The organism is Paraburkholderia sp. SG-MS1, from assembly GCF_012275575.1.
Lineage (GTDB): Bacteria > Pseudomonadota > Gammaproteobacteria > Burkholderiales > Burkholderiaceae > Paraburkholderia.
Genome location: NZ_NPIH01000015.1, coordinates 1 through 13122, shown reverse-complemented (window position 1 = coordinate 13122; position 13122 = coordinate 1). Strand labels below are relative to the sequence as shown.

The window sequence follows — 13122 nt, the reverse complement described above, 5'->3', positions numbered from 1 at the left end:
GCCGAGACAAAGAGCACAACACACGCCGACGAGCGCGGCACCGTTCAGTGCACGCGCTCGCCAGCGCCGCGCGAAAGCAGCACCGCAGCCGCCATCACGCAAGCGGCGCGCAAGACGACGCGCCGCTACCGCATCAGGCATCCACGTCCCCCACCTCCTCGGCGCGGTGACACGACACCTGACGGCCATCCACTTCGCGCAGCTTCGGTTCCTCACTGCGGCAGCGGTCGATCACATACGGGCAGCGCTGATGGAACGTGCAACCCGAAGGCGGATTCAATGGCGACGGCATTTCACCTTGCAGCTTGATCTTGATGCTGCGATCCGCCTCGAAAATCGAAGGCGTCGCCGACATCAACGCGCGCGTGTACGGATGGCGCGGCTTCGAGAAAATCCGCTTCTTGTCGCCGAGTTCGGCCACGCCGCCGAAGTACATCACCATCACATCGTCGGCGATATGCTCGACCACGGACAAATTGTGCGAGATGAACACGTAGCTGGTCTTGAACTGTTCCTGCAGGTCCATGAACAGGTTCAGGATCTGCGCCTGGATCGACACGTCGAGCGCCGACACCGGCTCGTCGGCGACCACGATCTGTGGATCGAGAATCATCGCGCGCGCAATCGCCACGCGCTGCCGCTGGCCGCCGGAGAACATATGCGGATAACGCTTCGCATGCTCCGGACGCAGGCCGACGGTGCGCATCATCTGCGCGATCCGTTCGGCGCGCTCAGTGGCGTTCAGTTGCGTGTTGATCGCGAGCGGCTCGCCGAGCGTCTGCTCGACGGTCTTGCGCGGATTGAGCGACGCGAACGGGTTCTGGAACACCATCTGCACGCGCCGCCGCAGCGCGGCGATCTTCGCATGATCGGCGCCCGCCACGTCCTCGCCGTCGATGAGGAGACGCCCAGCCGTGGGCGCTTCGATCATCGTCAGTTGACGCGCGAGCGTGGACTTGCCGCAGCCGGATTCGCCGACCACCGCGAGCGTCCTGCCGCGCTCGAGCGCGAACGACACGCCGTTGAGCGCCTTCACCGTGCCCGACGTGAACATGCCGCGCTTGACCGTGTAGTACCGCGCGAGCTGGTCGGCGACCAGCACGTGATCGCCCGTAGATTTGGACTGGCGCCGCGTTTCGGGTACTGCGTTCATCGTGCGCCTCCACGGGTGTGAACGTTGGCGTCGCCGCTCAGGTTCAGGGGTTTGATGCAGCGCACGCGCGCCACTTCGGCGTGACCTTGCATCGGCGCAAGCGCGGGCCGCGCCTTCATGCAATCGTCGACCACGTACTTGCAGCGCGGCGCGAACAGGCACCCTTTGGGCCGGTCGTCGCGCCCCGGCACCATGCCCGGCAGCGCCGCGAGCCGCACCGCGCCCACGTTGTGCTCGGGAATCGCCGCGAGCAGCGCTTCCGTGTACGGATGATGGGGCGCCGCGAAGATGTCCGGCACCCTGTTCGTTTCGATCACTTCGCCAGCGTACATGACCGCGACGCGCTGCGCGACCTCGGACACCACCGCGAGGTCGTGCGAGATCAGCACGAGCGCCATGCCGCGCTCCTTCTGCAGCTTGATCAGCAGTTCCATGATTTGCGCCTGGATCGTCACGTCGAGCGCGGTGGTCGGCTCGTCGGCGATCAGCAGCTTCGGGTTGCAGGCAATCGCCATCGCGATCATCACGCGCTGGTTCATGCCGCCCGACATCTGATGCGGAAACGAACCGATGCGGCCTTTCGGATCGGGAATGCCGACCTGGTCGAGCAGTTCGAGCGCGCGTTTGTCGAGCGCGCTGCCGCGCAGGCCTTCGTGCAGCTTCAGCACTTCCTTGATCTGATAGCCGACCGTGTAGCTCGGATTCAGACTCGTGAGCGCATCCTGGAACACCATCGCGATGTCCTTGCCGATGATCTTGCGGCGCTCCTTCGCCGATGCATTCAGCAGGCTTCTGCCGTTGAAGGTGATCTCGTCGGCGGTGACTTTGCCGGGCGCGTCGATCAGGCCCATCAGCGCCATCATCGTCACACTCTTGCCCGAGCCCGATTCGCCGACCACGCCGACCACTTCGCCTGGCGCGACATCGAGGTTGATTCGGTCGACCGCGGGCAGACCGTTGAAATTTACCGCCAGATTGCGGATGGTCAATAAATTAGCCATGTCATGCCATCCGTTTCAGTTTGGGGTCGAGTGCGTCGCGCAGCCCGTCGCCGAGCAGATTGATCGCGAGCACCGAGATCAGGATGGACAAACCCGGCATGGTGACGATCCACCAGGCGCTGTCGATGTAGTCGCGCGCCGAGGCCAGCATCGCACCCCACTCCGCCGACGGCGGCTGCACGCCCAGGCCGAGAAAGCCGAGCGCGGCAGCATCGAGAATCGCTGACGAAAAACCGAGCGTGGCTTGCACGATCAGCGGCGCGGTGCAGTTCGGCAGCACTTGCGAGAACATCAGCCGCAAGGTGCCGGCGCCCGCCACGCGCGAAGCCGTCACGTACTCCTTCTGCAACTCGCCCTGCGCCGATGCGCGCGTCAAACGCACATAGCCCGGCAGCGCGACGATCGCGATCGCGAGCATCGTGTTGACGAGACCGGGGCCGATGATCGCGACCACCGCGACCGCGAGCAGCAGCGACGGCAACGCGAGCAGCACGTCCATGATGCGCATGATCGGCGTGTCGGCCCACTTCTCGAAGAACGCCGCGATCAGGCCGAGCACGATGCCCGGAATCAGCGCGAGCACCACCGACACGAAGCCGATCCAGAACGACAGCCGCGCGCCGTACATCAGACGCGAGAGGATGTCGCGGCCCGCTTCGTCGGTGCCGAGAATGAACTTCCAGTTGCCGCCGTCGAGCCACGCGGGCGGAATCTTCACGAAGTCGCGGTATTGCTCGATCGGGCTGTGCGGCGCGATCAACGGCGCGAAGATCGCGACGAAGATCAGCACCAGCACGATGATGCCCGCGCCGACCGCGCCACGATTGCGCGAGAAATTCGCCCAGAATTCACGGGCGGCGATGGCGCGGCCGCTTGGGGGAGTGACTGCCTGGGGGACGGTATTTTGTATGTCTGCCATGGTCGTCATGCCTCCCGCAGAGCCGCCTCAAGGGAGGCATGTGCCCCCGCGGGGGGCAGCGAACGTGAGTGAGCGTGCGGATTCATATTTCACCTCGTATGGCGGATGCGTGGGTTGAGCACGCCGTACAACAGATCGACGACGAGGTTCACGACGATCACCAGTGTGGCGATCATCAGGATACCGCCCTGCACGACTGGATAGTCGCGCCGGCCGATCGCGTCGATCAGCCATTTGCCGATGCCCGGCCACGAGAACAGCGTCTCGGTCAGCACCGCGCCCGCGAGCAGCGTGCCGACCTGCAGGCCGATCACCGTCACGACGGGAATCAGCGCATTGCGCAACGCATGGACGACGATCACGCGCCCAGGCGACAAGCCCTTCGCGCGCGCGGTGCGGATGTAGTCCTCGCGCAGCACTTCGAGCATCGACGAACGCGTCATGCGTGCGACCACGGCCAGAGGAATCGTGCCGAGCACGATGGCAGGCAGGATCAGATGGCTCAGCGCGGACTTGAACGCGCCTTCGTCGGTGGACATCATCGCGTCGATCAGCATGAAGCCGGTCACGTGCGGAATGTCGTATTCGACTGCGATACGGCCCGACACCGGCGTCCAGCCGAGCTTCACCGAGAACACCATGATGAGGATCAAGCCCCACCAGAAGATCGGCATCGAGTAGCCGGTGAGCGCGGTGCCCATCACGCCGTGATCGACCACCGTGCCGCGCCTGAGCGCGGCGAATACGCCCGCCGGGAGGCCGACGATCAGCGCGAACAGCATCGCGCAGATCGACAGTTCGACGGTGGCGGGAAAGCGTGCGAGGAATTCGCCCATCACGCTCGTGTTGGTGATGATCGAGGTGCCGAGATCACCGCGTAGCGCGCGGCCAATGTAATGGACGTACTGCATCGGCAGGGGTTCGTCGAGCCCGAGGCGGTGCATCGCTGCGGCGTGCATGGCGGGATCGACGCCGCGCTCGCCCATCATCACTTCGATGGGGTCTCCCGGTATCAGGTGAATCAGCGCGAACGCGAGGATCGTGATGCCGATGAACGTCGGTATCACCATGCCGATGCGGCGCAAAACAAAGCGGAACATGGTTCGTCCCTATGGTCTTGATGAAGAAAAAACGCAACCGGCGACGAGGGCTTGTGACCCCGGTCGCCGGACCATTTCGACCAGTTTTCTAACCGTGCGAAAAGCGTACTGCGCGAAATTTACGGCTTGCTTGCAGGCTGATGCCCTGGCTTACTTGACACTCACGCCATCGAAGCGCGCGTAGCCGAGCGGTTCGATGCGCATGTCGACCACCTTCTTGCTGACCGGCTGGTAGACCGTCGAGTGAGCAATCGGCGAGAACGGCAGTTGCTGCGCGAAGATCCGCTGTGCCTCGACGTATGCCTTGGTACGTGCGGCCACGTCGGACGTCACGCGGCCCTTCTGGATCAGATCGTCGAACGGCTTGTAGCACCACTTCGAGAAGTTGTTGCCGTTCACCGCTTCGCAGCCGAGCAGCGTGCCGAGCCAGTTGTCCGGATCGCCGTTGTCGCCGGTCCAGCCGATCAGCATCGTGTCATCTTCGCCCGCATGTGCGCGCTTGATGTACTCACCCCATTCGTACGTGACGATCTTCGCCTTCACGCCGATCTTGGCCCAGTCGGCCTGAATCATTTCCGCCATCAGTCGGGCGTTCGGGTTGTACGCGCGCTGCACGGGCATCGCCCACAGCGTGAGGTCGAAGCCGTTCGGATAACCGGCCTTCGCGAGCAACGCCTTGGCCTGGGTCGGATCGTAAGGCGCGGCCTTCAGATCCTTATAGAACGACCATTGGGTCGGCGGCATCGGATTCGTGGCCAGCTGACCCGCGCCCTGGTACACCGATTCGATGATCGCCTTCTTGTTGATCGCCATGTCGAGCGCCTGACGCACTTCGACCTTGTCGACCGGCTTGTGCGTCACGTTGTACGCGAGGTAGCCGAGGTTGAAGCCCGGCTGCGACGGCATGTCGATGTTCGGCTCGGCCTTCAGCGGCGCGATGTCGGCCGGGCGCGGATAGCTCATCACCTGGCATTCGTCGCGCTTGATCTTCTGCACGCGCACGCCGGCGTCCGGCGTGATCGAGAAGATCAGCTTCGCGATCTTCACCGCGTTCGGCTTCCAGTATTCAGGATTGCCGTCGAAGCGGATCGTCGCGTCCTTCGTGTAGCTGCGGAAGATGAACGGGCCCGTGCCGACCGGGAACTGGTTGATGTCGGCCGCCTTGCCGGCCTTCAACAGCTTGTCCGCATATTCGGCCGACAGGATCGACGCGTATTCCATCGCCAGATTCTGAATGAACGGCGCGTTGACTTCCTTCAGCGTGAACTTGACCGTGTACGGGTCGACCTTTTCGACGCTGGTGATCAGCTTGTCGAGACCCATGTCAGTGAAGTAGGGGAACTGCACCGGATAAGCCTTACGGAACGGCTGGTTCGGGTCCAGCATGCGCTGGAACGAGAACACGACGTCGTCGGCGTTGAATTCGCGCGTCGGCTTGAAGAACGGGGTGGTCTGGAACTTGACGCCGTGACGCAGATGGAACGTATAAACCTTGCCGTCGGCCGACACATCCCACTTTTCCGCGAGACCCGGCTCGACCTTGGTGCCGCCGCGTTCGAATTCGACGAGACGGTTATAAACGGTGAACGTGTTGGCCGTGAAGTCGACACCCGTCGTGTATTGAGCGGGATCGAAACCCGCGGGGCTGCCTTCTGAGCAGTAGACGAGCGTTTTGTTCGGAATCTCGGCGCGCGCGTTGTTCGCGCCCACCAGCGATGCCGCTGCAGCTGCGACGAGCGTCGTAACACGCGCGGCGCGCAACAGATTGTTTTGCTTCATGTTTCCTCCAGGTTCGGGGCCGGCTCCCGCCAGCGTAGCGCGATATTACTTGAGCTTGGCTCGCGGCAACAAGCGGAGGAAATTCCCCCCCGTTGACGATCGGAAACACTTCGTGCATAGAGACAGCCGCACGCCGGCGAGCGCCGGAGCGTGCGGCTTCAGCGGGTAAACGCAGCAAAAGACGGCTGCCGCGCTTATTTGAGGCCGACGTTCATGAATTGCGTCGGGCCGAACGGGTCGATCTTGAAACCGACCACGTTCTTGCTGATCGGCTGATACACCGTGGAATGGGCGATCGGCGTAAATGGCACCTGGTCTTTGAAGATTTCCTGAGCCTGCATATAGGCTTTAGTGCGCTCCGCCATATCGGTGGTGCCGCGGCCTTTTTTGATCAGATCGTCGTAAGGTTTGTAGCACCATTTGGCAAAGTTACTGCCATTCACCGCGTCGCAACCCAGCAACACCGCGAGCCAGTTATCCGGATCGCCATAATCGCCAGTCCAGCCGATCAGCATCGCTTCATGCTCGCCCTGATGGCCGCGGCGAATGTACTCGCCCCATTCATAGGTGCCGATCTTCACCTTCACGCCGATCTTCGCCCAATCGGCCTGCAGCATTTCCGCCATCAGCCGTGCGTTCGGGTTATACGGGCGTTGCACCGGCATTGCCCACAGCGTCAGGTCGAAGCCGTCCGGATAACCCGCCTGTTTCAGCAGCGCTTTCGCCTTTTCGACGTCGTATGCCGCGTCTTTCAGGTTTTTGTCGTAACCCCATTGCGTCGGCGGCATGGGGTTGGTTGCCGGCTGGCCGGCGCCCTGGTAGACCGATTCGATAATCGCTTTCTTGTGAATCGCCATATCGAGCGCGCGGCGCACCAGCACGTTGTCGAGCGGCTTTTTCGTGGTGTTGTACGCGATATAGCCGAGGTTGAAACCCACCTCGTTCGGCATCGCAAGCGATGCGTCGGCTTTGACCGCCGGAATATCGGCGGGGCGCGGATACGCCATCACCTGGCATTCGCCGCGTTTCAACTTTTGCAGACGCACCGCGGGATCGACGGTAATCGCGAATATCAGTTTGCCGAGTTTGACCACGCCCGGCTTCCAGTAATCGGGATTGCCGTCGAAGCGAATCGTGTCGTCCTTCGTATAGCTGCGGAAAATGAATGGGCCGGTGCCGACGGGATATTGATTGATATCGGACGCCTTGCCGGCCTTCAATAATTGATCCGCATATTCGGCCGACAGGATCGACGCGAACGGCATCGCGATTTGCTGCAGGAACGGCGCGTCGACTTCCTTCAACGTGAAGCGCACCGTGTAGGGATCGACCTTCTCGATCTTCGTGATGTTTTTGGCCAGGCCGAGATCGGTGAAATACGGAAACGGCACCGCGTACGCCTTGCGGAATGGCTGCTCGGGATCAAGCATTCGCTCATAGGTGAAGACGACGTCGTCGGCGTTGAATTCGCGCGTCGGCTTGAAGAACGACGTCGTCTGGAATTTCACGCCGTGGCGCAGATGGAACGTATAGGTCAGGCCGTCCGGCGACACCTCCCATTTTTCGGCGAGGCCCGGTTCGATATCGGTGCTGCCGTGCGCGAACTCGATCAGCCGGTTGTAGACGGTGTACGAACCGGCGGTAAATTCGACGCTCGTCGTGTATTGCGCCGTGTCGAAGCCCGCCGGACTGCCTTCGGAGCAGAACACGAGGGTCTTGTCGGGCAGCGTGGCCGCGTCCGACGCGACGGGCGTCATGCCGCTCGCGGCGACCGCGAAAGCGGTAAGAGCGGGCAGGCAGAACCGGTGAAACGCAAACAGCCTCTGTAACACTGTCATATCGTCCTCCGCACAGCAGCCGGGTCGGCTGCGCTTCGATCATAGACAGCACAAAAATGAGCTTCAACAGGGAGTTACCACGTCGCGCGCGGCGCAGCTGTGTGAGCGCGGCGATCTTTTTGAAATAACCAGCGCGTGATAATGGATGATTTAGGCGATCCTTTAATTGGCATCATGACCTCGTACCAATTCACCAACAACTGGTTCGACACGCTGGCCAAAGGCGTGTGGGATCAACTGATGACGCACCATGCGCCCGCGCGGATTCTCGAAATCGGTTCGTACGAAGGCGCGAGCGCCTGCTATCTGATCGACACGCTGGCGCCTCGCCAGCCCATCGAGCTGCATTGCATCGACAGCTGGGAAGGCGGCATCGAACACCAGGCCGGCGGCGTCGCGCCGGCCGACATGAGGGCGGTCGAGGCGCGCTTTCATCACAATGTGACGCTCGCGGCCGGCAAATATCCGGGCCGCGCGCAGTTCACGGTACACAAGGGGTACTCGGACGAATGCCTCGCGCGTTTGATGGCCGCGGGCAGAAAGGGTTACTTCGACTTCGTGTACGTCGACGGGTCGCACCAGGCGGCCGACGTGCTGGCCGATGCCGTGCTCGGCTTCAGGCTGTTGAGGGTGGGCGGCATCATCGTGTTCGACGACTACCTGTGGTCGGAGCAGTTGCCGTCAGGAAAAGACCCGCTGCGTTGCCCGAAGCCCGCGATCGACGCATTCGTCAATCTGAACTTCCGCAAGCTGGAAGTGCTGTCCGCCCCGTTGTATCAGCTCTACGTGCGGAAGGTATCGGATTAGTCCGCGCGGCCGTTGCAGCCGCGCGGATTTTTCTGACCTGCTGCTTGATGGCTCGATCAGGCGCCGAGCCGTTCGCAGATCGCCTTGGTCGCCGCGCCACCGTTCAGCGTATAGAAGTGCAGCCCCGGCACCTTCGCGTCGATCAGCCGTTGGCAGAGGCCCGTCACCACATCGAGCCCGAACGCGCGAATCGACTCGCGGTCGTCGCCGAAGCTTTCCAGCCGGCGCGCGACCCAGCGCGGCACTTCGGCGCCGCACATGTCGGAGAAGCGCATCAGCTGCGAGAAGTTCGTGATTGGCATGATGCCCGGCACGATCGGCACATCGACGCCGAGCTTGCGCGCGTCGTCGACGAAACGGAAATACGCGTCGGCGTTGAAGAAGTACTGCGTGATCGCCGAATTGGCACCCGCCTTCACCTTGTTCGCGAAGTTCTCCAGATCGTGACGCGGCGAGCGCGACTGCGGATGGTATTCCGGATAGCCGGCCACCTCGATCCAGAACCAGTCGCCGAACTCGGCGCGGATGAAGCTCACCAGTTCCGACGCGTAGCGCAGTTCGCCGACTTCGCCCATGCCGGACGGCAGATCGCCGCGCAGCGCGACGATGTGGCGAATGCCATGCGCGCGGTATTCGTTGAGGATCGCGCGCAGGCTCTCTTTCGACGAGCCGATGCACGACAAATGCGGCGCCGCCTCGAGCCCTTCCTTCGCCATGTCGACGACGGTATCGAGCGTGCCCTGTTGCGTCGAGCCGCCGGCGCCGAACGTGACGGACACGAATTTGGGCTTGAGCGACGCGAGTTGTGCGCGCGTGGCGCGCAGCTTGTCGACGCCTTCCTGCGTTTTCGGCGGGAAGAATTCGAATGAAAGTTCGATCGGGTTCATGATTCAGTAAGTCAACCTAAACTGCGGTTGCCGAAAATGAGCGCGGACAGCAGCCACGAAACGATGCTGTACAGAATCGAGCCGAAGAACGCCGACCAGAATCCCGACACTTCGAAGCCCTTCAGCAGTGACGCGCACAGCCAGAAGCACAGCGCATTGACCACCAGAATGAAGAGTCCGAGCGTGAGGATCGTGACGGGCAGCGTCAGGAGGATCAGCACCGGGCGCAGGATCGTGTTGATCAATCCGAGCACCACCGCGACCAGCAAGGCGGTGCCGAAGCTGCGGATATGGATCGACGGAACGAGATAGGTGATGATCAGCAGCGCCAGCGCGTTGATCAGCCAGGTCAACAGCACGGTCATGTAGAGCTCCTTGTCGGCAGGATGTCCATTCGCGGAAAAAGCACGGGAAAAGGCGGGCATGGCGAACAAAGCGGCGCATGACGCGCCGCCCTGTCTTCAAACCGTCATGCGAAAACCGCCCGCGTGCTTAATAACGGTAGTGGTTCGGCTTGAACGGACCGTTCTTGTCGACGCCGATGTAGCCGGCCTGATCGTCGGACAGCACGGTCAGGGTCGCGCCGATGCGCGCCAGATGCAGACGGGCGACCTTCTCGTCCAGATGCTTCGGCAGCACGTACACCTTGTTCTCGTACTTCTCGCCCTGCGTGAACAGTTCGATCTGCGCGAGCGTCTGGTTCGTGAACGAGTTCGACATCACGAACGACGGATGGCCCGTCGCACAACCCAGATTCACGAGGCGGCCTTCAGCCAGCAGGATCACGCGCTTGCCGTCCGGGAAAATGATGTGGTCGACTTGCGGCTTGATGTTGTCCCACTGGTACTGACGGGTCGACGCAACGTCGATTTCCGAATCGAAGTGACCGATGTTGCAGACGATCGCGTTGTGGCGCATCGCCTTCATGTGGTCGTGGCCGATCACGTGGTAGTTGCCGGTGGCCGTCACGAAGATGTCGGCTTTATCCGCCGCGTATTCCATCGTCACGACGCGGTAGCCTTCCATCGCGGCTTGCAGCGCGCAGATCGGATCGATTTCGGTAACCCAAACCGTGGCGCCGAGACCGCGCAGCGATTGCGCGCAGCCCTTGCCCACGTCGCCGTAACCTGCGACGACCGCGATCTTGCCCGCGATCATCACGTCGGTCGCGCGCTTGATGCCGTCGACCAGCGACTCGCGGCAGCCGTACAAATTGTCGAACTTAGACTTGGTGACCGAGTCGTTGACGTTGATCGCCGGGAACGGCAGGCGGCCTTCCTTCTCCATCTGATACAGACGGTGCACGCCGGTCGTGGTTTCTTCCGTCACGCCCTGGATGTGCGACAGACGCGTCGAGTACCAGGTCGGGTCCGCGTCGAGGTGCTTCGCGATCGACTTGTACAGCGCGACTTCTTCTTCGTTGGTCGGCTTCGAGATGACCGAACGGTCTTTCTCCGCCTTCGAGCCGAGGATCAGCAGCAACGTTGCGTCACCGCCGTCGTCGAGGATCATGTTGGCGAATTCGCCATTCGGCCATTCGAAGATGCGGTGCGAGAACTCCCAGTATTCGTCGAGCGATTCGCCCTTGAACGCGAACACCGGCGTGCCGGCTTGCGCGATGGCCGCAGCGGCGTGATCCTGGGTCGAGAAGATGTTGCACGATGCCCAGCGGACGTCGGCGCCGAGCGCGGTGAGCGTCTCGATCAGCACGCCGGTCTGGATCGTCATGTGCAGCGAACCTGCGACGCGCGCACCCTTCAGCGGCTGCTGCGCCTTGTACTCTTCACGCGTTTGCATGAGACCGGGCATTTCCGTCTCGGCAATGGTGAGTTCCTTGCGACCCCAGTCGGCAAGCGACATGTCGGCAACGATGAAATCCTGGGAAGCTTGCGAATCGATAACTGCGGCGTTCATCACGCCCTCCTTTCTAAGAAATTGACTAGAAATTTGACGTGAGCGCGGTTCGATGCGGTGGGTAGGACTGCGCGATGCGCATCCGAAACCTCCGATTGAAGCCTTCGAGCCTGGCGGGCGGCCGGCGAATATCTGATTCGCGGTACCCGTCGCAACGCTCCTCGAAGACGAACGGCGATTGTAGCAAATCGAGATGGCTTCGGGGCGCGCGGGCGCGGCGTCGATCGCGGAGCAGCGGGACGGGGTGCGGAGCGTGGCGGCGGGCCCCGCCAGGCAGGCGTCAGCCTTCGATCACCCGCGCCGCGCGCAGTCGCCCGACGCCCGCGCGAGCGGTGTCGAGGAACTGCCGGGAGAAGCGGAACGCATCGGCGATATCTGCAGCGGCTGGGACCTGCAGCCCCAGCGCAACGCGGAAGTAGCGCTCGGCGTGGATGCCTGGGTGGTAATGCATGCGCACGCGCTTCACGTCATCGAGACGCGGGTTGCCGAAAATCTCGCGCAGCGCCCACGACAACGCGCCGTCTTCGCCGCCCAGGCGCCGAAACGCATCGTCCATCGGAAAGCCGCCGAGCGCCGCATACACTGCACGGCGAATGATCAGGCTGCTCGGCACCGTATTGCTGAGCGTCTGCGCGTGTACCGCGAAGTCGGGATGCGCGGTGAGTTCGACGGGAAAGTCGGTGTACTCCACGTCGAGCCGCACCGAGACTTCCGTCGGATTCTGCATGAGGAACGCGCTTGCGGCGCGCAGTGCGCCGGGCAGATATTCGTCGTCGGCGTCGAGGAAGGCGAGCAGATCGTGCGAGGCGTGCAGCGCGCCCCAGTTACGCGCCCGCGCCGCGCCGCCGTTGTACGGCATGCGCAACAGACCCACACGCGGATCGAGGCGGCCGTAATGGGCGACGATCTCCGCGGACGCATCGGTTGAACCGTCGTCCACCACGACGATTTGCGCGGCTTCGGGTTGGATCAGACAGCTTTGCAATGCGCGCGCAAGCGTGGCCGCGCCGTTGTAGCAGGGAATGAGGATCGAGACGGGCGTCATGAGTTGAAGCGGGCGGGTGGGTCGACGATGGAAAGCCGTCGATGTTAGCCCCCTTCTCGCGGCGTCCATCTTGAAAACGCGGCGTCCCGACGACCTGATCGGCGGCCGGCTGCCTTAGATCGGCAGCAGCCCCAGCATCGGGGCGAGCAGCACCATCACCACGCCGGCGATCATCATGGTCAGACTGGCGACCACGCCCTCTTCGCTACCGAGCTCGCGCGCTTTCGCTGTGCCCACGCCGTGTGCCGCCGCACCGAACAGCGCGCCGCGCGCGAGCCGGGTGCGCAGCGGCACGAGACCCAGCACGAGTTCGCCGAAAAGCATCCCGCAGACACCCGTGGCGATCACGAAGAGCGCGGTGAGATCCCGCGGTGCGTGGATCCGGTCGGAGACGGCGAGCGCGAATGGTGTCGACACCGAGCGGGTCATCAGGCTGCGTTGCAACTCCGGCGACAGGTGCAGCAGCTTCGCGAGCATCAACGAGCCGCCAACGGCCACGACGATCCCCACCGTCACGCCGACCGTCAGCGAAATCCAGTGCCGCTTCAGCAGTTCACGGTATTCGTAGATGGGCACCGCGAAGGCGACGGTCGCGGGCCCGAGCAGCCACATCAGCCAGCGCGTGTCCTGGAAGTAGACGGGATACGGAATGTGCGCGAGCACGACAATCGCCGCGAGC

General features: G+C 62.8%; 12 protein-coding genes and 1 riboswitch. Of the genes, 1 reads left to right on the top strand and 11 read right to left on the bottom strand.

What is annotated here, in order from left to right:
* Positions 1-133: 133 nt before the first annotated feature.
* The 6 genes from CIC12_RS01340 to CIC12_RS01315 all read right to left on the bottom strand — a co-directional run bounded on the left by CIC12_RS01340 (position 134) and on the right by CIC12_RS01315 (position 7790).
* The gene (locus CIC12_RS01340; protein WP_168661444.1) at positions 134-1153 is read right to left on the bottom strand and encodes a peptide ABC transporter ATP-binding protein; all 1020 of its coding nucleotides are present in this window, start codon (positions 1151-1153) and stop codon (positions 134-136) included.
* Positions 1150-2154 carry an ABC transporter ATP-binding protein gene (locus tag CIC12_RS01335; protein ID WP_168661442.1) on the bottom strand — a complete coding sequence of 335 codons (1005 nt, stop codon included), beginning with the start codon at positions 2152-2154 and terminating at the stop codon, positions 1150-1152. Before CIC12_RS01335 ends, CIC12_RS01340 begins: the two co-directional genes overlap by 4 nt.
* Before the next feature lies 1 nt (position 2155).
* Complete coding sequence (locus CIC12_RS01330; RefSeq protein WP_168661440.1) at positions 2156-3073, bottom strand: ABC transporter permease subunit; 918 nt, start codon at positions 3071-3073, stop codon at positions 2156-2158.
* Positions 3074-3162: 89 nt separating this feature from the next.
* Positions 3163-4173: an ABC transporter permease subunit gene (locus CIC12_RS01325; protein WP_168661438.1), complete on the bottom strand. Its 1011-nt coding sequence runs from the start codon at positions 4171-4173 to the stop codon at positions 3163-3165.
* A 150-nt stretch (positions 4174-4323) separates the two neighbouring features.
* Positions 4324-5952, bottom strand: coding sequence for an ABC transporter substrate-binding protein (locus CIC12_RS01320; protein WP_168661436.1), 1629 nt, complete (start codon positions 5950-5952; stop codon positions 4324-4326).
* Positions 5953-6146: 194 nt separating this feature from the next.
* On the bottom strand, positions 6147-7790 hold the full coding sequence (locus CIC12_RS01315; RefSeq protein WP_168661434.1) for an ABC transporter substrate-binding protein: 1644 nt from the start codon (positions 7788-7790) through the stop codon (positions 6147-6149).
* 174 nt (positions 7791-7964) lie between these two features.
* Here CIC12_RS01315 and CIC12_RS01310 point away from each other — a divergent pair, with 174 nt between their 5' ends.
* Positions 7965-8597, top strand: coding sequence for a class I SAM-dependent methyltransferase (locus CIC12_RS01310; RefSeq protein ID WP_168661432.1), 633 nt, complete (start codon positions 7965-7967; stop codon positions 8595-8597).
* A gap of 56 nt (positions 8598-8653) precedes the next feature.
* On the opposite strand, the gene metF is transcribed toward CIC12_RS01310, so the two are convergent.
* The 5 genes from metF to CIC12_RS01285 all read right to left on the bottom strand — a co-directional run.
* Entirely contained in the window at positions 8654-9484 is an 831-nt protein-coding gene (gene metF, locus CIC12_RS01305; RefSeq protein WP_168661430.1) for a methylenetetrahydrofolate reductase [NAD(P)H], read from the bottom strand.
* A gap of 11 nt (positions 9485-9495) precedes the next feature.
* Positions 9496-9849 carry a phage holin family protein gene (locus CIC12_RS01300; protein WP_121315967.1) on the bottom strand — a complete coding sequence of 118 codons (354 nt, stop codon included), beginning with the start codon at positions 9847-9849 and terminating at the stop codon, positions 9496-9498.
* 127 nt (positions 9850-9976) lie between these two features.
* Positions 9977-11398: an adenosylhomocysteinase gene (ahcY, locus tag CIC12_RS01295; RefSeq protein ID WP_168661428.1), complete on the bottom strand. Its 1422-nt coding sequence runs from the start codon at positions 11396-11398 to the stop codon at positions 9977-9979.
* 33 nt (positions 11399-11431) lie between these two features.
* A riboswitch (S-adenosyl-L-homocysteine riboswitch) is annotated at positions 11432-11567 on the bottom strand.
* Positions 11568-11678: 111 nt separating this feature from the next.
* Positions 11679-12443, bottom strand: coding sequence for a glycosyltransferase family 2 protein (locus CIC12_RS01290; protein WP_168661426.1), 765 nt, complete (start codon positions 12441-12443; stop codon positions 11679-11681).
* A gap of 114 nt (positions 12444-12557) precedes the next feature.
* Positions 12558-13122: LrgB family protein (locus tag CIC12_RS01285; RefSeq protein WP_168661424.1), on the bottom strand; the 565-nt coding region annotated here is incomplete at its 5' end.

Coding starts and splice junctions, on each gene's coding strand:
- CIC12_RS01340 (WP_168661444.1), bottom strand. CDS start 1,153: ATGAACGCAGTACCCGAAACGCGGCGCCAGTCCAAATCTACGGGCGAT.
- CIC12_RS01335 (WP_168661442.1), bottom strand. CDS start 2,154: ATGGCTAATTTATTGACCATCCGCAATCTGGCGGTAAATTTCAACGGT.
- CIC12_RS01330 (WP_168661440.1), bottom strand. CDS start 3,073: ATGGCAGACATACAAAATACCGTCCCCCAGGCAGTCACTCCCCCAAGC.
- CIC12_RS01325 (WP_168661438.1), bottom strand. CDS start 4,173: ATGTTCCGCTTTGTTTTGCGCCGCATCGGCATGGTGATACCGACGTTC.
- CIC12_RS01320 (WP_168661436.1), bottom strand. CDS start 5,952: ATGAAGCAAAACAATCTGTTGCGCGCCGCGCGTGTTACGACGCTCGTC.
- CIC12_RS01315 (WP_168661434.1), bottom strand. CDS start 7,790: ATGACAGTGTTACAGAGGCTGTTTGCGTTTCACCGGTTCTGCCTGCCC.
- CIC12_RS01310 (WP_168661432.1), top strand. CDS start 7,965: ATGACCTCGTACCAATTCACCAACAACTGGTTCGACACGCTGGCCAAA.
- metF (WP_168661430.1), bottom strand. CDS start 9,484: ATGAACCCGATCGAACTTTCATTCGAATTCTTCCCGCCGAAAACGCAG.
- CIC12_RS01300 (WP_121315967.1), bottom strand. CDS start 9,849: ATGACCGTGCTGTTGACCTGGCTGATCAACGCGCTGGCGCTGCTGATC.
- ahcY (WP_168661428.1), bottom strand. CDS start 11,398: ATGAACGCCGCAGTTATCGATTCGCAAGCTTCCCAGGATTTCATCGTT.
- CIC12_RS01290 (WP_168661426.1), bottom strand. CDS start 12,443: ATGACGCCCGTCTCGATCCTCATTCCCTGCTACAACGGCGCGGCCACG.